Source organism: Pseudomonas sp. Pseusp97 (genome assembly GCF_047304025.1).
Classification (GTDB): domain Bacteria; phylum Pseudomonadota; class Gammaproteobacteria; order Pseudomonadales; family Pseudomonadaceae; genus Pseudomonas.
This window is the reverse complement of record NZ_JBGLYK010000107.1, coordinates 1-18915: the sequence shown is the minus strand read 5'-3', so window position 1 is coordinate 18915 and position 18915 is coordinate 1. Positions and strand designations below refer to the sequence as shown.

Genomic DNA, 18915 nt, shown 5'->3' with positions numbered 1-18915 from the left:
GCTGCGCGCGGCGCCTGCGCCATCCCGGCGAGCGCCTGCGCCAGCAGTCCCAGCGCCTGGATGACCTGGACATGCGCCTGCGCCGCGCCTTCGAGCGCCAGCTGCACATCCGCCAGGAGCGCGTCGCGCGGCTGGACACCCGCCTTGCCGCGCAGCACCCCGGCCGCAACCTCGCCCTGCTGCGCCAGCGTCTGGAAAACCTCAGCGCCCGCCTGCCCCGCGCCACCAACGCGATCCTGCGCGAACAGCGCCAGCGGCTGGACGGCCTGATGCAGACGCTGCACATCGTCAGCCCGCTGGCGACCCTCGGTCGGGGCTACAGCATCCTGCTGGACGACAAGGGCCAGGCCATCCGCAGCGCCGCGCAGACGAAAAATGGCCAGCGCCTCAAGGCCAAGCTGGGCGACGGCGAGCTGGAGGTGCGGGTGGAAGACAACCACCAGGCGCCCGTCACCCTTTCCCTGCTGGACTGATTGCCGATGACCGACCTGCTCGCGCCGATCCTGCCGCAACCCGATCCGGACTGGGCCGAGGCCTTCCGCGTACCCATCGTCGAATGCGACCAGCCGTTGCAGGCCCTGGGCATCGCCACCGGCTTCGCGGTGTGGCCGGCGTATCACCGCCTGGGCGTGCCGAACGCGCAGCCGGAATGCTACGCGCGCACGGAAGTCTTCGAGCGCCTGCTGCATGCCGCGAGCCTGCTGCCCGACGGCATCCGCCTGGTGATCCTCGACGCCTGGCGGCCCTTCGCGGTGCAGCAGCACCTGTACGACACGCTCTACGACATCCTCCGCCAGCACGAGCCGGACGCCGATCCGCGCGAGCTGACCCGGCGCACCCGCGAATTCGTCGCACCGCCCAGCACCCGCGCCGAATCGCCCAGCCCGCACCTCACCGGCGGCGCCATCGACCTGACCCTGTGCGACAGCGAAGGCCGCTGGCTGGACATGGGCAGCCTGTTCGACGAGGCGACGCCGCGTTCCTACACCCGCCACTACGAAGAAATCGTCCAGCCCGACGGCGCCCAGCGCCGCGCGCGCGACAACCGCCGGATGCTGTTCAACGCCATGCTGGCGGCGGGTTTCAGCAATCTCTCCAGCGAGTGGTGGCACTACGATTACGGCGACCAGCTGTGGGCCGCGCACCTGGGCAAGCCCCACGCCATCTACGGGCCGGCGCAGGTGCTGGGGCTGGAGCAGCTGTGGCGTCAGCAGTTGGAAGGGCTGCGCCGCTAGCTGCTTTTGTAGGATGGTGTGGAGCGCAGCGATACCCATCCTACGTTTTGCGCGGCCAGCGCCCCGGCACAGGAACGTCCGGGATGTGTAGGCCGTAGGGCGCATAACCCGGAACGGGTTATCCGCCAATTGCCTCGCGGCGGATAACGCTGGCGCGTTATGCGCCCTACGATCCTGGAGAAAGGTCCCGGGAGCTGTAGGAGCGAGCTTGCTCGCGAACAGGCCCGCTGCAGAGGTTGGTTCGCGAGCAAGCTCGCTCCTACAAGAGCAAGAGCAGCCCGCCAAGCGGTTCCGCTTTCGACGAAAACGCCGCGCCCGCCGGAGCGGCCCGTGTAGACTGCGCGCTTCGTCCGCCGACACGTCCACGGATAGCGAAATGTTCCGATTCTCCTGCCTGCTCATCGCCGCCCTCTTCAGCCTGACCGCCCAGGCCGAGGGCTTCATCAGCCGCACGCTGAACAAACCGGTGCCCGGCGGCGTGGCCGTCGTCCAGCTGGGCCAGGATGCCGCCGCGCCCACCGCCACCTACCAGGGCAAGCCGGTGCTGGTGGTGCGCGAGGAAGGCCGTGACTGGATCGCCATCGTCGGCATCCCGCTCACCGCCAAGGCCGGCAGCCAGCAGATCGTCGTGAAGCAGGCCGGCGCCAGCCGCAATCTCGGCTTCAACGTTGGCAACAAGCACTATAAAGAGCAGCGCATCACCCTGAAAAACACCCGCCAGGTCAACCCGCTGCCCGAGGACCTCAAGCGCATCAACCGCGAACTGGCCGAACAGACCGCCGCTTACCGCAGCTTCAGCCCTGGCACGCCAAGCAACCTGGTGCTGGACAAGCCGGTCAACGGCCCGCTTTCCAGCCCCTTCGGCCTGCGCCGCTTCTTCAATGGCGAAGAGCGCAACCCTCACTCCGGGCTGGACTTCGCCGTGCCCGCCGGCACGCCAATCAAGTCGCCGGCCGCCGGCAAGGTGATCCTGATCGGTAATTACTTCTTCAACGGCAACACCGTGTTCGTCGACCACGGCCAGGGCTTCATCAGCATGTTCTGCCACATGTCGAAGATCGACGTGAAACTGGGCGACGCGGTCCCGCGCGGCGGCGTGGTCGGCCGGGTCGGCGCCACCGGCCGCGCCACCGGGCCGCACATGCACTGGAACGTCAGCCTGAACGATGCCCGCGTCGACCCGGCGATCTTCATCGGCGCGTTCAAGCCCTGATGCGCATTCGTTTCGGTGGGCGCAGTGCACTGTTCGCGATGCTCTGGTTCGCCGTGCTGGTGTGGCTGGCCACGGCCGGGGCGAACCTCGGCTGGCTGCGCGGCTTCGGCGGCGACGTGCTGGCGGTGATCTGGCTGTATTGCCTGCTGCGCGCAGCGATGGATGCGCCGGCGCACTGGCTGGCCGCTGCGGCGCTGGCCTGCGGGCTGCTGATCGAATTTGGCCAGTACCTCGCCGCGACATTCCACTGGCAGATCGGCAACCGCGCGCTGCGCATCGTCCTCGGTGCTACTCCGGACTGGCTGGATGTGCTGGCCTACTGCATCGGCTTCGTGCTGATCCTCGCGGCGCGGCAGGCGCGCCTGGCCCTCAGGCCAGCGGGTAGCTGAAGAACAGCGCCATCTCTCCGGGCAGCACCTGCGCCGGGTCGTAGAGGTCGGTGGAGAGCCCGCTCAAGGCAAAGCCACGGGAGCGGTAGAAGCCCACCGCCGGCAGGTTGAGGTTCTGGGTTTCCAGCCACAGGTGGCGCGCCTCGGTGCCGCGCGCCCAGTCCAGGCAACCTTCCAGCAATTGCCGGCCGACACCCTGGCCACGCGCATCGGCGAGGACGAACAGGTCGTCCAGCACCGCGCGGCGATTCCAGATTTCATAGCGGGCGATGGCAAAGCCCAGGCGCTCGCCTTCCTCGTCGACGACCACGGCGGTCCAGTCGGCTGCCGTGACGTCATCCTTCAGGTCGGCGAAGGGATAGCGCTTGGTCTGCGTCTCGGGCAGACGCTCCTCGCGCAGGATGAAACCATCGGCGGCGCTCTCGATCCGCAGGATCGAGTCGCTGGAGTAGCTGCCGTCGAACCCCAGCAGCCACTCGCCGTCTTGCGCCCACACCAGCGGGCGCAGGAGCCGGTCGCTCATCAGTTCATCTTCATGCCGTGCATGTCGTGGCCCATGTCGGTGCCTTTCGGTGCTTCCTTCTGCACCGCGACCTCGACCTTCACGTCGCCAGCCTTCTGGAAGTGCAGGGTCAGCGGGAAACGCTCGCCGTCAGCCAGCGGCTTTTTCAGGCCGAACAGCATCAGGTGGTACTGGCCGGGCGCGAAGACGATCTTGCCGCCGGCGGGGATGTCCACGCCCTCGACCTTCACCATCTTCATCATGCCGTCCTTCTCCACGTGCTGGTGCACCTCGGCGCTGGCCGCGCGGTCGGTGTCTGCGCCGAGCAGGCGGTCCGCCTCCTTGCCGTGGTTCTGCACGATGAAGTAGGCGGCGCCGTTCACCGAGTTGGCCGGCAGCAGCAGCGACCAAGGGTGGTCGATATGCAGGTTGCCGGCCTCGTATTCGTGGGCCATGGCGGCGCCGGAGAAGCCCAGCAGGACAGCGAAAGCGAGCAGGGTTTTACGCATGTTCGAGACTCCAGTTGGCTTGTGATCAGGTCCGCCGCAGCGGCGGGAATCCATCGGGCCGCGGGCGCAACGATCGCGCCGCAGCATAGCCTGCCTCGCGGCAGGCGTCAGGTTGAAACAACGCACGCATCAGCCCAGGGCCGGGCTGCGCGGCTTGATCCGCGAAAGCACAGCCCAGTCCAGCACCCAGACCAGCAACAACGACGCGCCGACCAGCGGGAAGGCGACGCCGAGGATGAGCATGATCACCACCCCGCCCTTCCACACCGGCAGCGCATGGGGCATCGGCGGCACGCCGAGGCGCCCCTGCGGGCGGCGCTTCCACCAGATCCACAGGCCGCTGACCGCGCTGAGCAGGATCATCAGGCAGACGGCGAGCATCAGCAGTTGGTTGAACAGGCCGAACATCTTGCCCTCGTGCAGCATCACGCCAGATTCGACGCCCTTGGCCACCAGCCCGTAATCCTTCCAGCGCACATCGGCGAGAACCTTGCCGGTGTACTGGTCGATGTGCAGCGTGGCGTCGTTGCGCGAGTCGTCGGCGAACACCGAGACGGTGAACACGCCCTGCTCCCCCTTGGGCAGGGCGACGGCGAAGCCGGGCGTCACGCCGGCCCGGTCGGCGGTATCGACCACCTGCTGCAGGCTGATCTGCGGCATCGCCATGCCGCCTGCTCCGTGTGCCATGTGCTCGGCGTGGTCGCCGCCGGACATCGGCATCGGGGTGTTTTCCATGGCCCAGGGGATAGTCTGGCGGTGCGCCTCGTTGAGGGTGCGCGCCTGAAGGTCCGACTGGGGCACCTCGTTCCACATGGGCGCCGGGAAGCGGTTCCACACGTCGGCGAAGGTCTTGCCCCAGAAGCCGGTCCAGGTCATGCCGGTGAGCAGCATGAACAGCATCAGCAGCGAGCCCCAGAAGCCGACCACCACGTGCACCTCGCGCCATAGCGCGCGGCCGCGACGCGACAGGTCCGGCCACAGCAGCACCCGCAGCGAGCGCTTGCGTGGCCACCACAGGTACAGGCCGGAAAACACCAGCACGATGCCCCAGCCGGCGGCCAGCTCGATCAGCCGGTCACCGACGGTGCCGATCATCAGCTCGCCGTGCAGCGCACGGGCCATCGCCTGCAGGTTGGACTTGGCGTCCTGCACGCCGAGCAGCTTGCCGCTGTAAGGGTCGACGAAGGCGTTCACCTCGCGCCCATCCAGCTGCGCGACGAACTGCGCGCTGCGGTCGGCGGCCGGCGCCGGCAGGTACTGGCTGACCTGCAACCGCGGGTTCTGGTGATGCAGGTGCATCAGTTGCTCGTCGGCGGACAGCCGCACCTCGCCCGGCTTCACCTGCAGCAGGTCGCTGTACATCAGCGGGTCGAGCTGCGGCTTGAACAGGTAGATGATCCCGGTGATCGACAGTAGGATCATGAACGGCGCGACGAACAGCCCGGCATAGAAGTGCCAGCGCCAGGCCAGGTTGTAGAAATCGAATGTCTTCTTCTGCATTCGTTGGTCTCCTCACGCAAGGAGGCCCCCGACCAGCGGGGGCCGGTCGGGCTTAGAAGCTGAAGTCCACTTTGGTCCAGAACGTACGTCCCGGCTCGTGGATCGATTCGGGGTCGTTGGCCGGGTAGCCGAAGCCGGCGTTGCCCGCCAGGTTCAGGTGCTCGGCGTAGTCCTTGTCGAACAGGTTGTCGACGCCGGTGCTGAGCTTGAGGTGCTTGCTCAACTTGTACGCACCGTTGAGCGAGAACACCGCGAAGCCGGGGCTTTCGTCGAAGTCGTAACCGACCACGTTGCCCTGGTTCTCGGCGATCCGGCCCTGGTGCGCAACCACGCGCCAGAGTCCGCCGGCGCTCCAGTCGCCTTGCTCGTAGGTCAGGCCGAAACGCGCTTCCAGCGGCGGCATCTGCGGCAGCGCCGTACCGTCGGTGGTGTTCTTGCCCCAGGCGTAGGCCAGGGTGCCGTCGGCGGTCCAGTTGCTGGTCAGCGCGTAGGCTGCGCCCAGCTCGCCGCCCATAATGCGCGCATCGACGTTCCGCGCCTGGGAGGTGCGGCCCATCATGCCGCCGGGCAGGTAGTCGAACAGGATGTAGTCGCGGATCACGCCGACGTAGCCCGAGGCCCAGGCCTTGAGCTTCTCGTCCTCGTACTGGGCGCCGAAGTCGAGCTGGGTGGTCTTCTCCGGCTTGATGCTGTCGAAGGCGTTGACCGAGCCGGCCGGGCCCTTGTCGGGGGAGAACAGCTCCCAGTAGTCGGGGAAGCGCTGCACGTGCCCGAGACCGACGTAAAGGGTGGTGGGCGTGTCGGCCAGATCGTGCTCGTAACGGGCGAAGCCGCTGGGCAGGGTGTCGGCGCGGGTGTCGTCGGCCGTGGGGTTGGGCATCGCCATCATCCCCGAGCCGCTGGTCTGCCGATAATCCTTGACCGAGGCACGGTCCAGGCGCGCGCCGGTGATCACCCGGTCTCGGTCGGCGGCGTACCAGGTCAGCTCGCCGAAGGCGCCGTAGTTGTGGAACACGGCGTCCTTGTCCCACGGTTGCTCGTCATAGGTGTTGATGCCCATGCCGCTACGTTCGCGATGCTCGTTGGTCTGCGCATCGACGCCGGTGATCAGCTTGAAGTCGTCCCAGCGCCAGGTCGCGGCCAGACGTCCGCCGAGGGTGCGGCGGTCGACGTTGGCGGCCATGGGGCCGGCCATCATGCCGGTGCCCGAGGGCGTGCGCAGGCTGTAGTTGTCCATCACGTGGTCGGCGTAGTTGTAGTAGACCTGCGCCTCCAGCTTGTCGAGCACGCCGCCGATGTTGGACTTCTCGAAGCGCAGGCCAAGGCTTTCGCGCTTGAACTGCGAGCCGTCCATGCCGCGCCCGGCGTAGCGCGCCTCGCCGTCGCCCTTGCCGGCGGTGAGCTCGACCAGGGTGTCGGCGTCGGGCGTCCAGCCCACGGCCACGTCGCCGTTCCACTTGTTCCAGCGCGAGGGCACGGTGTTGCCGCTGCCATCTTCGTAGTCATCGGACTGCGACTTGTTGCCGGTGAAACGCAGGTAGCCCTCGCTACCTCCGGCGGCGGCGTCCAGCACACGGTCGAAGCGGCCGTTGGAGCCGGCGGTGAGGCTGCCATTGACGCGCATGCCCAGCTCGCCGAAGCGCTCTGGTTCGCGGTCGAAGCGGATGGTCCCGGCCGAGGCGCCGGGGCCCCAGATCACGGTCTCCGGGCCCTTGACCACGGTGAGCTTGTCGTAGGTTTCCGGGGAGATATAGGAGGTGGGCGCGTCCATCCGTGCCGGGCAGGCGCCGAGCATGGTGCTGCCGTTGGTGAGGATGTTCAGGCGCGAGCCGAACATGCCGCGCAGCACCGGGTCGCCGTTGGTGCCGCCGTTGCGGATGGCGGAGAAGCCGGGGATGGTCTTGAGGTAGTCGGCACCGTCGCTGGCGGGGATCGGCTGGCGCGGCTGCCTGGGGTCGGTGACCACGGTCAGCGGCGAACTCTGGGCCACCGCGGTAATGACGCTGGGGGCCAGTTCGGCAACCGACGCGTCAGTAGTGTGTGCCGAGTGATCTTCTTCCTCGGCCAGCACCGGGACGGCAGTGAAACCGCCAAGGGCGGTCAGCGCGCACAGGGCGCGCAGGCCGACGGCACTCTGCCGACGGCGCATAGGGATGCGGGACATTCCATGAATTCCATGATCGGTGATGACGCCCGCTCCACGCGTACACGCACGGCACGTAGGCCAATGCAGGCCTTGACGCCGGGGTCGGGGAGTCGGGATTGCGGGTCAGCCGATCAGGAACGGGGGTGCGCGGGAGCGGGCGCCGGGGAAGACCGGCGAGGCGGGAATGCGGGAAGAAACGAACAGGGCGACAGGCGCACCGACAGCGGGAAGGCCGTGGTCGAGCACGACCGGTGGCGGCGTCAGCGGCGGGCTGTGGATCAGCAGGCTGCAGTAGCCGCACTTCTCCATGAACGCATCAGCGGTGAGCGGCTGCTCGCCGTGGGATACCGGCGCGGCGTGATGGGCCTCGGAGCGCTGGCTGTCCGAGCAGGCCAATTCGTCCAGGCCGGCCATGTCGTGGGACACGGCCTTGCCATGCTCCATCGCGGCGCCATGCTGCATCGGCATGGCGTGATCCATGGGCATGGCGTGATCCATCGGCATCGACTGGGAGACCAGCGGGCCGACATAGATCATCAGCATGGCGAACAACGCCAGCCAGGTGCCTACGCCTTGTCGGGTGCGACGGATCACGAAATGTCCTTGCGGATGGAGGGTCCCCGCCTGGGCGGGTGCGCAATGATCGCACGGAGTTGCAAAGCTCCGCTGCGGCACGAAGACGCAGAATCAGTTAAGCACAGCGGTAAGCTTCAGGATAAATTGCTTGAAATGACTGTTTTCGACAATAAATTCTCTCCATATCCGACTGAAAGACCATTCCTACCAAATTTTTCCAAATGCTTGCCATTGGTCTCCCAGGCCTTTAGCTTGGCAGTCATGAAAACCGCACACACCCTCATCCTGCTTCGCCAACACGCCTGCCTGCGCCTGGTCAGCCCGCGACTGCGTAGCTGAGCCCCCTCCCCCGGTTTCGCCTCATTCAGATTTTTATGCGCAGGCCCTGCAGGCCGCAGAGAACAAGGATTCCGCTCATGAGCATGTTGAAAGACCCGTCGAAGAAATACCGCGCCTTCACCCCGGTCACCCTGCCCGACCGCACCTGGCCGGACAAGATCATCGACAAGGCGCCGATCTGGCTGTCCACCGACCTGCGCGACGGCAACCAGTCGCTGATCGAGCCGATGGACGCCGAGAAGAAGATGCGCTTCTTCAAGTGCCTGGTTCAGGTCGGCCTGAAGGAAATCGAAGTGGGCTTCCCGTCCGCCTCGCAGACCGACTTCGACTTCGTCCGCGAGCTGATCGAGGGCGGCCACATTCCCGATGACGTCACCATCCAGGTGCTGACCCAGGCCCGCGACGACCTCATCGAACGCACCTTCGAGTCCCTCAAGGGCGCGAAGAAGGCCATCGTCCACTACTACAACGCCTGCGCACCGAGCTTCCGCAAGATCGTCTTCAACCAGGACAAGGCCGGGGTGAAAGCCATCGCCGTGGCCGCCGGGCAGACCATCAAGCGCCTGGCCGAAGCCGCGCCGGAAACCCAGTGGGGCTTCGAGTACTCGCCGGAAGTCTTCAGCTCCACCGAGACCGATTTCGCCGTCGAGGTGTGCAACGCGGTGATCGACGTGTTCCAGCCGACCCCGGCGAACCGCCTGATCCTCAACCTGCCCGCCACCGTCGAGTGCGCCACCCCGAACAACTACGCCGACCAGATCGAGTGGTTCGGGCGCCAGATCAACAAGCGCGACAGCGTGCTGATCAGCCTGCACACCCACAACGACCGTGGCACCGGCGTGGCCGCTTCCGAACTGGCCCTGATGGCCGGCGCCGACCGCGTCGAAGGCTGCCTGTTCGGCAACGGCGAGCGCACCGGCAACCTCTGCCTGGTGACCATGGCGCTGAACATGTACACCCAGGGCATCGACCCCGAGCTGGACTTCTCCGACATCGATGCCGTGCGCAAGGTGGTGGAAGAGTGCAACCAGATCCCGGTGCACCCGCGTCACCCGTACGTCGGCGACCTGGTCCACACCGCCTTCTCCGGCTCCCACCAGGACGCCATCCGCAAGGGCTTCGCCCAGCAGAAGGAAGACGCCGTGTGGGAAGTGCCGTACCTGCCGATCGACCCGGCGGACATCGGCCGCAGCTACGAAGCGGTGATCCGCGTGAACAGCCAGTCCGGCAAGGGCGGCATCACCTTCCTGCTCGAACAGGAATACGGCATCAGCCTGCCGCGCCGCATGCAGATCGAGTTCAGCCAGGTGGTGCAGAACGAAACCGACCGTCTCGGACTGGAGATGACCGCCGAGCAGATCTACACCCTGCTGCAGACCGAGTACCTGCAGGCCGTTTCCCCGTTCGGCCTGAAGAACTACCGCCTGCAGGAAGAGAACGGCGTCTGCGCCATCGACATCGACGTGACCCACAAGGGCGAGCAGCACCGCTGGCACGGCAAGGGCAAGGGCACCCTGGAAGCCCTGGTCGCCTCACTGCCGGTGGACGTCGAGATCATGGACTACAACGAGCACGCCATCGGCGCAGGCACCAATGCCCGCGCGGCCGCCTACATCGAACTGCGCGTCGAGGGCGGTCGTTCGCTGCACGGTATCGGCATCGATGAAAACATCACCACCGCGAGCTTCCGTGCGCTGTTCAGCGCCCTGAACCGCGCAGTGACGCTGGGCCACGCGAAAGCCGCGTAAGCCTGGTAACCTGAAAGTCCCTTTGCCCCGGACGCCTCGTGCGTCCGGGGCTGTTTTCGAAGGAGCGAAAACATGACCACACCGCAGGACAACCCCTTCCAGACGCCCGCCGCGCCACTCCAGGACAGCTCACGCGCCACCACCGGCGAGCCGCTCTATCGCCTGGCCGCCGCCGGCATCGCCACCTTCTTCGGCACGCCCATCGCCGGAAGCTGGGTGATCGCGCAGAACCTCAAGCGCCTGAACCGCCCGCAGGATGTGCAGAAGGCCTGGCTGGTTGGCATCGGCATCACCGTGCTGATCTTCATCCTCTCCTGGTTCCTGCCGGACAATTTCCCCGCGGCGCCGATCAACATTGCCGCCGTATTCGCCATGCACCAGTACGCGAAGCAGAATACCGGCGAAGCACTTGACCGCCACGCCGCGGCCGGTGGTGGCTACCTGTCCAACTGGCGCGCCTTCGGTGTCAGCCTGCTGTTCCTGATCGTCATCATGGCAGTGGTGTTCGGCGCCGCCTTCGTCCTGGCCCTGACCGGCAACGCCTGATCCCCCTGCGTCCTCCCGCCTAAAGATTCCCCCTATTCCCCTAGGGGGGAGTCTCCGCAATGCTGGTACTCGCCCCGATTACCGCCGCCCCTGCCCTTCCCTAGTCTTGCCTGCACTGCCGTACGAGCGGCAGGCAAACAAAAAACCGTGTCACGCAATCAGACACTTTCGGCTGCCCCTGCCTTGCGTACAGTGGCGCCTGGTTACCTACAACAACAACGAGCTCGACGTGCTTGGCCATCTGCCTTCACCCGCTTCAGGAGCCAGTAACCGTGAATCCGCAATCCCCACACCCGAAGTCCGTCCGTAATTCGCGTTATTCCTGGTATGTCGTCGTGCTGTGCATGGTGGCGTACATCTTCTCCTTCGTTGACCGGCAGATCCTTTCGCTGATGATCGAGCCGATCAAGGCCGACCTGCAGATCACCGATACCCAGTTCAGCCTGCTCAGCGGGCTGGCCTTCTCGCTGTTCTACGCCTTCATGGGGCTGCCCATCGCCTACCTCGCCGACCGCTCCTCGCGGGTGAAGATCATCGCCATCGGCGTGGCCTTCTGGAGCTTTGCCACGGCCGCATGCGGGCTGTCGAAGAACTTCCTGCAGATGTTCCTCGCGCGCATGAGCGTGGGCGTCGGGGAGGCCGCCCTGACGCCGGCGACCTATTCGATGCTCGCCGACCTGTTCCCCAAGGAGAAACTCGGCCGCGCGCTGGGGCTCTACTCCATGGGCGCGTTCCTCGGCGGCGGCCTGGCCTTCCTGGTCGGCGGCTACGTGATCGAGGCGCTGCGCGACGTCCCGGCCATCGACCTGGGCTGGCTGGGCCAGGTGCGTTCCTGGCAGATCGCATTCTTCATCGTCGGCCTGCCCGGCGTGCTGGTGGCGCTGTTGATCGCGCTGACCATCCGCGACCCGGCGCGCAAGGTGGCGAACCCCGAGCACAAGGCGACCATCGGCGATGGCTTGCGCTTCCTGCGCCGCCACCGCGCGACCTTCACCTGTCACTACCTGGGCTTCTCCTTCTTTGCCATGTGCCAGTACGCGCTGATGGGCTGGGCGCCGGCCATGTATATCCGCCAGTACGGCCTGACGCCGCTGGAGGTGGGCTACATCCTCGGCGGCATCCTGCTGGTGCTCAACACCGCCGGCGTGTTCTGCGCCGGCTGGCTGGTGGACGTGCTGCAGAAGCGCGGGCGCAGCGACGCCGCGATAATCAGCGGCATGCTCGGCGTGGCCTGTACCATTCCCTTCGTCATCGGCTCGGTGACAGCGAGCAGCCTGCAGCTGTCAGTGCTGCTGATGGGCCCGGCGATGTTCTTCTGCGCCTTCTGCATCTCCACCTCGGCGGCCGCCATGCAGGTGCTCACGCCCAATCGCCTGCGCGCGCAGGTGTCGGCGCTGTTCCTGCTGGTTTCCAACCTGATCGGCCTGGGTGTCGGCACGACGCTGGTGGCGCTGCTCACCGACCAGTACTTCAAGGACCCGAGGGCTGTCGGCTCGTCCATCGGCATCATCGTCACCCTTGCCGGGTTGCTTTGCCTGTGGCTGCTGGGCAACGGACGCAAGCACTTCCGCCGCAGCCTCGGCCAGGAGCAGACGGCCCCGCCTGAAGCCGCACCGCTGGACAGCACCGCCACCGCGAACTGATCGCGCCCGCCTCGACATGACGTACGCCCGTTCGCCGGCGCGGCGCCCTGCGCCCCGGCGAACGGCCCCCAGGAGATGACGATGTTCCGTATTCGCTTTGCCGGTGCGCTGCTGTCCAGCGCGCTGATGCCCCTCTGCGCCCAGGCCGACCTGATCGACGACAGCCGCCTGGACACCACCCTGCGCAACTTCTACATGCTGCGCGACTATCGCCAGGACAACGCCCCGCAACCCCAGGCCGGTAGCTGGTCCCAGGCCGTGCTGGCGCGCTTCAGCTCCGGATTCAGCGAAGGCACCATCGGTGTCGGCGTGGACTTCACCGGCTTCTACGCCCTCAAGCTCGACGGCGGCGCCGGCACCAGCAACGACAGCAACCTGCCCTACGACCGCAGCACCGGCGAGCCGGTGGATGACTTCAGCCGTGGCGGCGCCACGCTGAAGCTGCGCTATTCGAAGACCACGCTGAAGGTCGGCCTGCTGGAGCCGCGCCTGCCGGTGATCTTCCAGGATGACGTGCGCGTGTTGCCGCAGACCTTCCAGGGCGTGATGCTGGAGTCGAAGGAGTCGGATCGCTTCAAGTTCACTGCCGCGCAACTGTGGAACACCAGCACCCGCGCCTCCAGCGACCGCGAGTCGTTCTACCTGGCCACCCGTCCTGCCAGCCAGGACAGCAACAAGCTGAACCTGGGCGGCGTCGATGCGCAGTGGACGCCCGGCCTGTCCACCAGCTACTACTTCGCCCAGCTGGAAGACATCTACGACCAGCACTACGTCGGCGCCAACCTCAAGCAGCCGGTCGGCGAGAACACTGCGCTGCTCGGCACCCTGAGCTACTTCCACAACGAGGAGTCCGGGCAGGCGCTGTCAGGGCGCATCGACAACCGCGCCTATGGCGCGCGGCTCGGCGTGAAGCACGGCGGCCACACGCTTTCGACCACTTACCAACGCATGCTGGGCGAGGACATGTTCCCCATGCTGCTGGGCAACACGCCGCAGCCGTACTTGGTCAACTGGGTCACCAATGGCGGTTTCTTCTGGGCGCAGGAGCGCTCCTACCAGCTGCGCTACGACTACGACTTCGCCAGCCTCGGCCTGCCTGGCCTGACCCTGATGACGCGCTACACCAAGGGCACCGACATCTCGCGACCGGGCAAGAGCGATGGTCACGAGTACGAGCGCGATACCGATGTCGGCTACACCATCCAGAGCGGCCCGCTGAAGACCTTGTCGTTCCTCATGCGCACCTCCACGGTCCGCAGCAGCTATGCCAGCGACTACGACGAGGTGCGCTTCATCACCAGCTATCCGCTGGCCTTCTGAAACCCTGAAATGCAGAAGGCCCCTCACGGGGCCTTCTGCGTTTTCAAAGGGGGGCTTATTCGTCGTCGCCGCTGGCGGCGACTGCGCCCAGGCAGCAGAGTCGGTGCTGCTGGTCGCCGGACTGCAGCAGCCAGGTCTCGTCTTCGGCCTGGTAGCTGGCCTCCATCACCTGGTTGTAGCTGAAGCGCCATTCACGGCGGTCGCGCCCGTCGATGGACTCGATCTGCAGCACCACTTCTTCGCTGGCGAAGGGCTGATCGGCGTGGGCGGCGGCGTCGGCCTGGTCCAGCAATGCCTCGTTGAGCTCGAACTGCCAGGCGTGCAGACCGTCGATCAACAGCATGTCGGCGGTTTCCAGCTGGTCCAGCAGGTAGGGAGTCGTGGTCATGGCGGGCACTCGGCAATAGGGCTGGCCGCCATGATAGACCAGTCGGCGTCGCACTGCCGGTCATTCCGCCCGGCGACCGCAGGGACGGCGTCTACACTGAGGGTTCCCGCACAGCCTCAGGAGCCAACGCAGATGCGTACCCGCGAACTCGGCCGGTCCGGCCTGAAGATTCCCGCACTGGTATTCGGCGGCAACGTGTTCGGCTGGGCGGCCGACGAGGCGACCTCGTTCCGCCTGCTGGATGCGCTGGTCGACGCCGGGCTCAACTGCATCGATACCGCCGACGTCTACTCGCGCTGGGTCCCCGGCCACGAAGGCGGCGAGTCGGAAATCCTCATCGGCAAATGGCTGAAGAAGACCGGCAAGCGCAACCAGGTGCAGATCGCGACCAAGGTCGGCATGGACATGGGCAATGGCCACAAGGGCCTGTCAGCGGTTTATATCGAGCAGGCGCTGGGGCGCTCGCTCAAGCGCCTGCAGACCGACTACATCGACCTCTACCAATCGCACTGCGACGACCCGCATACCTCGATGGAAGAAACCATGGGCGCCTTCGCCGAGGCGGTGGAAACCGGCAAGGTGCGGGTGATCGGCGCGTCGAACCTGGAGGCCAAGCGCCTGCGCGAGGCGCGCGAAGTGTGCGACCGGCTGAAGCTGCCGAACTACCAGAGCCTGCAGCCCAACTACAACCTCTACGACCGCGCCAACTACGAAACCAACCTGGAACCCACGGTGCAGCAGCTGGGGCTCGGGGTAATCAGTTTCTATTCGCTGGCCGCCGGCTTCCTCACCGGCAAGTACCGCAGCGAGGCGGACCTGGGCAAGAGCAGCGTGCGCGGCTACAAGGTGAAGAACTTCATGAACGAGCGCGGCTTCGCCATCATCGATGCGCTGGAAGAGGTGGCCGGCGACCTTGCTGCGACGCCGACGCAGGTCGCCCTCGCCTGGCTGATGGCCCGCCCGAGCATCACCGCGCCGATCGCCAGCGCATCGAAGCTGGAGCAGTTGCCGGACCTGATCGCAGCGGTGGACCTGAAGCTCAGTGACGAGGCAATCCAGCGGTTGAATACCGCCAGCGCGTATTGAAGGACAGGTAGACCTGTAGGAGCGAGCTTGCTCGCGAACCGCCCAGATCATGCGTTGGAGCGTTCGCGAGCAAGCTCGCTCCTACAAAAGCATCAGGCTTTCGTAGGAGCGGACTTCGTCCGCGATTGGCATCCGGTCAACTTCGGATCTCGAACTCATCGGCATCGAGATAGGCCGGGAAGCGCTCGCGGTAAGCCGCCAGCTCCGCTGCGCTCAGGGCAATCTGGAAGACCCCGTCGGCGTTGCCGGCGGCCAGCAGGTTGTCGCCCTGGAAATCCAGCACCTGGCTGTCGCCGGAATAGGCGTGGCCCTTGCCGTCTTCACCGACGCGATTGACCGCTGCGACATAGCAGAGGTTTTCGATGGCCCGTGCCGGAAGCAGGCGGTTCCAGTGCTGGCGGCGCGCCGCCGGCCAGTTGGCGGTGTAGAGCAACAGGTCGGTACCTTGCGCATCGCGGCTCCACACCGGGAAGCGCAGGTCGTAGCAGACCAGCGGGCGAATCCGCCAACCTTTCCACTCCAGCAGCACCTGTTGCTCACCCGCCTTGTAGTGCTCGTGCTCGCCCGCCATGCGGAACAGGTGGCGCTTGTCGTAGTACTGCACCTCGCCATCCGGGCGCACCCAGAGCAGACGGTTGCGATGGCTGCCGTCAGCGGCACGGATGATCACGCTGCCGCAGACCACGGCATCGAGCCGCGAAGCCTGCTCGCGCAGCCAGGCATAGGTCGCGCCCTCCTCCGCTTCGGCCAGTGCCTCGGAGTCCATGGAAAAGCCGGTGGTGAACATCTCCGGGAGGATCACCACGTCCGCGCCGCGGGCGCTCTCCAGCAGCGAGTCGAAGCGCTCACGGTTGGCCTGGGCGTCGTGCCAGACCAGGGTCGTCTGCACCAGCGCCAGCTTAAGGTCGGGCAGTCGAGTCAGATCGCGCATAGTCGTTCCGCTGCCTGGCGCAGCGTCTCCTCTTTCTTGGCGAAGCAGAAGCGCACCAGGCGCATGTCGGCTGGGGCCTGCTGGTAGAACACCGAGACCGGGATGGCGGCCACGCCGTGCTCGGTGGTCAACCATTCGGACATGGCCACGTCGTCCAGGTCCGGGCGGATCGCCGAGTAATCCACCACCTGGAAGTAGGTGCCAGCGGCGCGCTGGAAGGTGAAGCGCGAGCCTTCCAGCAGGTCGCAGAACAGGTCGCGCTTGGCCTGGTAAAAGCCCGGCAGCTCGCGCAGGTGCTCGGGATGCGCGGCCATGAAGTCGGCCAGCGCGTACTGCAGCGGAGTCACCCCGCAGAAGTTCACGTACTGGTGGATCTTGCGCATCTCCGCTGACAGCGCCGGCGGCGCCACCACGTAGCCGGTCTTCCAGCCGGTGACGTGGTACGTCTTGCCGAAGGAGCTGATGACGAAAGCGCGCGGATACAGCTCGTCGTGGGCCAGCACGCTGGCGTGCTGCACGCCGTCGTAGATGAGGTGCTCGTAGACCTCGTCGCTGATCACGTAGATCTCGCGGTCACGGATCAGCTCGGCGAGACGATCCAGGTCGGCACCGTCGATCAGCGCGCCGCTGGGGTTGTGCGGGCTGTTGAGGAAGATCAGGCGCGTGCGCGGAGTGATGGCGTCCGCCAGGCGCTGCCAGTCGATGCGGAAGTCCGGCTGGCTCAAGGCGACGTGCACGCAACGGCCGCCGGCCAGTTCAACCGAAGGCTCGTAGCTGTCGTAGCAGGGGTCGAGGACGATGGCTTCGTCGCCGGCGCGGATCAGCGCCTGCACCGCGCAGAAGATGCCTTCGGTCGCGCCGGGGACGATGGTCACCTCGGCGTCGGCGCTGACGTTGCGGCCATAGAAGCTGGCGACCTTGGCCGCGACCTGTTCGCGCAGTGCCGGCAGGCCGGTCATCGGGCTGTACTGGTTATGCCCGGCCATGACATGGCGGGCAACCGCTTCGAGCAACGGCGCGGGAGCAGGAAAGTCGGGGAAGCCCTGGGAGAGGTTCAGCGCTGCGCTTTGCGCGGCGAGCTGGGACATGCGGGTGAAGATGGTGGTGCCGACATTCGGCAGTTTGCTGGTAAGCATGGCGTGACTACAGGCCGCAGGCGATGAGAGGGAAGTCCCTACTCTATCGCCTGCGGCTTGCGGCCTGAAGCCTGACAGACGTTATTTACGTTTGTCCTTCTTCTTCTTCTCCGCCTTCTTGTGGTGCGACATCAGGCGGCGCTTCTTGTTGACCTGGCGATCGGTGAGCTGGGTCTTCTTGCCCTCGAACGGGTTGTCGCCGCCCTTGTACTCGATGCGGATCGGCGTGCCGACCAGCTTCAGCACGCGGCGGAAGGTCTTCTCCAGGTAGCGGGTATAGGCCTTGGGCACCGCGTCGACCTGGTTGCCGTGGATCACGATCAGCGGCGGGTTGGCGCCACCCAGGTGCGCATAGCGCAGCTTGATGCGGCGGCCGTTGACCATCGGCGGCTGGTGGACCTGGATGGCGTCTTCGAGAATCTGCGTCAGCTTGCTGGTGGGCCAGCGGGTCACAGCGGAACGGAAGGAATCCTGCACCGACTTGTACAGGTGGCCGACCCCGGTGCCGTGCAGCGCGGAGATGAAGTGAATGTCGGCGAAGTCGGCGAACATCAGCCGGCGTTCCAGCTCGGTCTTCACGTAGTCGCGCTCGGCCGATTCCATGCCGTCCCACTTGTTCAGCGCGATGACCAGCGCACGGCCGGTCTCCAGCACGAAGCCGAGCAGGTTGAGGTCGTGTTCGACCACGCCTTCGCGGGCGTCCATGACGAAGATGACCACGTTGGCGTCCTGGATCGCCTGCAGGGTCTTCACCACGGAGAACTTTTCCACCGCTTCGAAGATCTTGCCGCGGCGGCGTACGCCGGCGGTGTCGATCAGAGTGTACTTCTCTTCGTTGCGCTCGAAGGGGATGTAGATGCTGTCGCGGGTGGTGCCGGCCTGGTCGTACACGATCACGCGCTCTTCACCGAGCATGCGGTTGACCAGGGTGGACTTGCCGACGTTGGGGCGACCGATGATGGCGATCTTGATGCCATCCTTCTCGCTCGGGCCGGGGATGCGCTTGGCTTCCTCGCCTTCGGCGACCTCTTCCAGCTCACTGGGCAGGTCGTTGTCTTCCGGTGCTTCCGGCTCCGGGGCGAACATCTCGCCCAGGGCTTCCTGGAGCATCTGGGTGATGCCGCGGCCGTGGGCGGCAGCGATCGGGATCGCATGCCCCAGGGCCAGCGGGCTGAATTCGGCGCGGGCGATGTCCGGATCGACGGTGTCGACCTTGTTGGCCACCAGGTAGGTGCGCTTGTTCTTCTTGCGCAGGTGCTCGCCGATCATCTCGTCGGCGGCGGTGAGGCCGGCGCGGGAGTCGACCATGAACAGGACGGCATCGGCCTCTTCGATGGCCTGCAGCGACTGCTCGGCCATCTTGGCGTCGATACCCTCTTCGTCACCGGAAATACCACCGGTATCGATGACGATGAATTTCTTGCCCTGCCACTTGGCCTCGCCGTATTGGCGGTCGCGGGTCAGACCTGCGTACTCGGCGACGATGGCGTCACGGGTGCGGGTCAGGCGGTTGAACAGGGTGGACTTGCCGACGTTGGGGCGGCCCACCAGGGCTATTACGGGAACCATGCGGCTCTCCAGGAATTTGAATTTCAGAAAACACGACGGGGGCGCGGGGGGGGTGAGAGGGGCCGCCCGCCAGAAAAAGACAAAAAAGAGAAATAGAGCGGGGCGCAAGAGGACAAGAGGGGGGACAAAGAGGTAAAAA

At 66.0% G+C, this 18915-nt stretch carries 18 protein-coding genes; 9 read left to right on the top strand and 9 right to left on the bottom strand.

Annotated elements, in window-relative coordinates:
* The 4 genes from ACCC94_RS17780 to ACCC94_RS17765 form a co-directional block, all read left to right on the top strand.
* Nucleotides 1–473: exodeoxyribonuclease VII large subunit (locus ACCC94_RS17780; RefSeq protein ID WP_413350814.1), on the top strand; the 473-nt coding region annotated here is incomplete at its 5' end.
* 6 nt (nt 474–479) lie between these two features.
* A complete protein-coding gene (locus tag ACCC94_RS17775; RefSeq protein ID WP_413350813.1) occupies nt 480–1235 on the top strand; it encodes a M15 family metallopeptidase in 756 nt (251 codons plus the stop codon).
* Between the two features lie 376 nt (nt 1236–1611).
* Nucleotides 1612–2448: a peptidoglycan DD-metalloendopeptidase family protein gene (locus ACCC94_RS17770; protein WP_413350811.1), complete on the top strand. Its 837-nt coding sequence runs from the start codon at nt 1612–1614 to the stop codon at nt 2446–2448.
* On the top strand, nt 2448–2837 hold the full coding sequence (locus ACCC94_RS17765) for a DUF2809 domain-containing protein (protein ID WP_413350810.1): 390 nt from the start codon (nt 2448–2450) through the stop codon (nt 2835–2837). The genes ACCC94_RS17770 and ACCC94_RS17765 overlap by 1 nt, the downstream gene beginning before the upstream one ends.
* Here the strand turns inward: ACCC94_RS17765 and ACCC94_RS17760 are convergent.
* The 5 genes from ACCC94_RS17760 to ACCC94_RS17740 form a co-directional block, all read right to left on the bottom strand.
* Nucleotides 2818–3360 carry a GNAT family N-acetyltransferase gene (locus tag ACCC94_RS17760; RefSeq protein ID WP_413350808.1) on the bottom strand — a complete coding sequence of 181 codons (543 nt, stop codon included), beginning with the start codon at nt 3358–3360 and terminating at the stop codon, nt 2818–2820. The two genes, ACCC94_RS17765 and ACCC94_RS17760, sit on opposite strands and share 20 nt — an antisense overlap.
* The gene (locus ACCC94_RS17755) at nt 3360–3848 is read right to left on the bottom strand and encodes a copper chaperone PCu(A)C (RefSeq protein ID WP_413350807.1); all 489 of its coding nucleotides are present in this window, start codon (nt 3846–3848) and stop codon (nt 3360–3362) included. The genes ACCC94_RS17760 and ACCC94_RS17755 overlap by 1 nt, the downstream gene beginning before the upstream one ends.
* Nucleotides 3849–3977: 129 nt before the next feature.
* On the bottom strand, nt 3978–5348 hold the full coding sequence (locus ACCC94_RS17750; protein WP_413350805.1) for a PepSY-associated TM helix domain-containing protein: 1371 nt from the start codon (nt 5346–5348) through the stop codon (nt 3978–3980).
* A 52-nt stretch (nt 5349–5400) separates the two neighbouring features.
* Nucleotides 5401–7512, bottom strand: a complete 2112-nt coding sequence (locus ACCC94_RS17745) for a TonB-dependent copper receptor (RefSeq protein WP_413350804.1) — start codon at nt 7510–7512, stop codon at nt 5401–5403.
* A gap of 105 nt (nt 7513–7617) precedes the next feature.
* Nucleotides 7618–8088 (bottom strand): DUF2946 domain-containing protein, encoded by a 471-nt coding sequence (locus tag ACCC94_RS17740; RefSeq protein WP_413350802.1) that lies wholly within the window; start codon nt 8086–8088, stop codon nt 7618–7620.
* A 398-nt stretch (nt 8089–8486) separates the two neighbouring features.
* Between ACCC94_RS17740 and leuA the strand changes: the two genes are divergently transcribed.
* From leuA to ACCC94_RS17720, 4 genes are all read left to right on the top strand, one after another.
* Complete coding sequence (gene leuA, locus ACCC94_RS17735) at nt 8487–10157, top strand: 2-isopropylmalate synthase (RefSeq protein ID WP_413350801.1); 1671 nt, start codon at nt 8487–8489, stop codon at nt 10155–10157.
* Between the two features lie 72 nt (nt 10158–10229).
* Entirely contained in the window at nt 10230–10703 is a 474-nt protein-coding gene (locus ACCC94_RS17730; protein WP_413350800.1) for a hypothetical protein, read from the top strand.
* A gap of 272 nt (nt 10704–10975) precedes the next feature.
* Nucleotides 10976–12346, top strand: a complete 1371-nt coding sequence (locus tag ACCC94_RS17725) for a spinster family MFS transporter (RefSeq protein WP_413350798.1) — start codon at nt 10976–10978, stop codon at nt 12344–12346.
* A gap of 81 nt (nt 12347–12427) precedes the next feature.
* On the top strand, nt 12428–13666 hold the full coding sequence (locus ACCC94_RS17720) for an OprD family porin (protein WP_413350797.1): 1239 nt from the start codon (nt 12428–12430) through the stop codon (nt 13664–13666).
* Nucleotides 13667–13721: 55 nt separating this feature from the next.
* Here the strand turns inward: ACCC94_RS17720 and ACCC94_RS17715 are convergent, their stop codons facing one another.
* On the bottom strand, nt 13722–14054 hold the full coding sequence (locus tag ACCC94_RS17715; RefSeq protein ID WP_413350796.1) for a DUF5629 family protein: 333 nt from the start codon (nt 14052–14054) through the stop codon (nt 13722–13724).
* A 132-nt stretch (nt 14055–14186) separates the two neighbouring features.
* Between ACCC94_RS17715 and ACCC94_RS17710 the strand changes: the two genes are divergently transcribed.
* Nucleotides 14187–15140, top strand: a complete 954-nt coding sequence (locus ACCC94_RS17710) for an aldo/keto reductase (RefSeq protein WP_413350795.1) — start codon at nt 14187–14189, stop codon at nt 15138–15140.
* Nucleotides 15141–15276: 136 nt separating this feature from the next.
* Here ACCC94_RS17710 and ACCC94_RS17705 read toward each other — a convergent pair whose 3' ends face one another.
* The 3 genes from ACCC94_RS17705 to der form a co-directional block, all read right to left on the bottom strand.
* Entirely contained in the window at nt 15277–16071 is a 795-nt protein-coding gene (locus ACCC94_RS17705; RefSeq protein ID WP_413350794.1) for an amidohydrolase, read from the bottom strand.
* Nucleotides 16059–17207 carry a pyridoxal phosphate-dependent aminotransferase gene (locus tag ACCC94_RS17700; protein ID WP_413350793.1) on the bottom strand — a complete coding sequence of 383 codons (1149 nt, stop codon included), beginning with the start codon at nt 17205–17207 and terminating at the stop codon, nt 16059–16061. The genes ACCC94_RS17705 and ACCC94_RS17700 overlap by 13 nt, the downstream gene beginning before the upstream one ends.
* Nucleotides 17208–17288: 81 nt before the next feature.
* Nucleotides 17289–18776 (bottom strand): ribosome biogenesis GTPase Der, encoded by a 1488-nt coding sequence (gene der / locus ACCC94_RS17695; RefSeq protein ID WP_045210518.1) that lies wholly within the window; start codon nt 18774–18776, stop codon nt 17289–17291.
* Nucleotides 18777–18915: the final 139 nt, after the last annotated feature.

Bases quoted from the DNA above. Each gene is read 5' to 3' on its own strand.
- ACCC94_RS17775 (WP_413350813.1), top strand. From the start codon at position 480: ATGACCGACCTGCTCGCGCCGATCCTGCCGCAACCCGATCCGGACTGG.
- ACCC94_RS17770 (WP_413350811.1), top strand. From the start codon at position 1,612: ATGTTCCGATTCTCCTGCCTGCTCATCGCCGCCCTCTTCAGCCTGACC.
- ACCC94_RS17765 (WP_413350810.1), top strand. From the start codon at position 2,448: ATGCGCATTCGTTTCGGTGGGCGCAGTGCACTGTTCGCGATGCTCTGG.
- ACCC94_RS17760 (WP_413350808.1), bottom strand. From the start codon at position 3,360: ATGAGCGACCGGCTCCTGCGCCCGCTGGTGTGGGCGCAAGACGGCGAG.
- ACCC94_RS17755 (WP_413350807.1), bottom strand. From the start codon at position 3,848: ATGCGTAAAACCCTGCTCGCTTTCGCTGTCCTGCTGGGCTTCTCCGGC.
- ACCC94_RS17750 (WP_413350805.1), bottom strand. From the start codon at position 5,348: ATGCAGAAGAAGACATTCGATTTCTACAACCTGGCCTGGCGCTGGCAC.
- ACCC94_RS17745 (WP_413350804.1), bottom strand. From the start codon at position 7,512: ATGTCCCGCATCCCTATGCGCCGTCGGCAGAGTGCCGTCGGCCTGCGC.
- leuA (WP_413350801.1), top strand. From the start codon at position 8,487: ATGAGCATGTTGAAAGACCCGTCGAAGAAATACCGCGCCTTCACCCCG.
- ACCC94_RS17730 (WP_413350800.1), top strand. From the start codon at position 10,230: ATGACCACACCGCAGGACAACCCCTTCCAGACGCCCGCCGCGCCACTC.
- ACCC94_RS17720 (WP_413350797.1), top strand. From the start codon at position 12,428: ATGTTCCGTATTCGCTTTGCCGGTGCGCTGCTGTCCAGCGCGCTGATG.
- ACCC94_RS17715 (WP_413350796.1), bottom strand. From the start codon at position 14,054: ATGACCACGACTCCCTACCTGCTGGACCAGCTGGAAACCGCCGACATG.
- ACCC94_RS17710 (WP_413350795.1), top strand. From the start codon at position 14,187: ATGCGTACCCGCGAACTCGGCCGGTCCGGCCTGAAGATTCCCGCACTG.
- ACCC94_RS17705 (WP_413350794.1), bottom strand. From the start codon at position 16,071: ATGCGCGATCTGACTCGACTGCCCGACCTTAAGCTGGCGCTGGTGCAG.
- ACCC94_RS17700 (WP_413350793.1), bottom strand. From the start codon at position 17,207: ATGCTTACCAGCAAACTGCCGAATGTCGGCACCACCATCTTCACCCGC.
- der (WP_045210518.1), bottom strand. From the start codon at position 18,776: ATGGTTCCCGTAATAGCCCTGGTGGGCCGCCCCAACGTCGGCAAGTCC.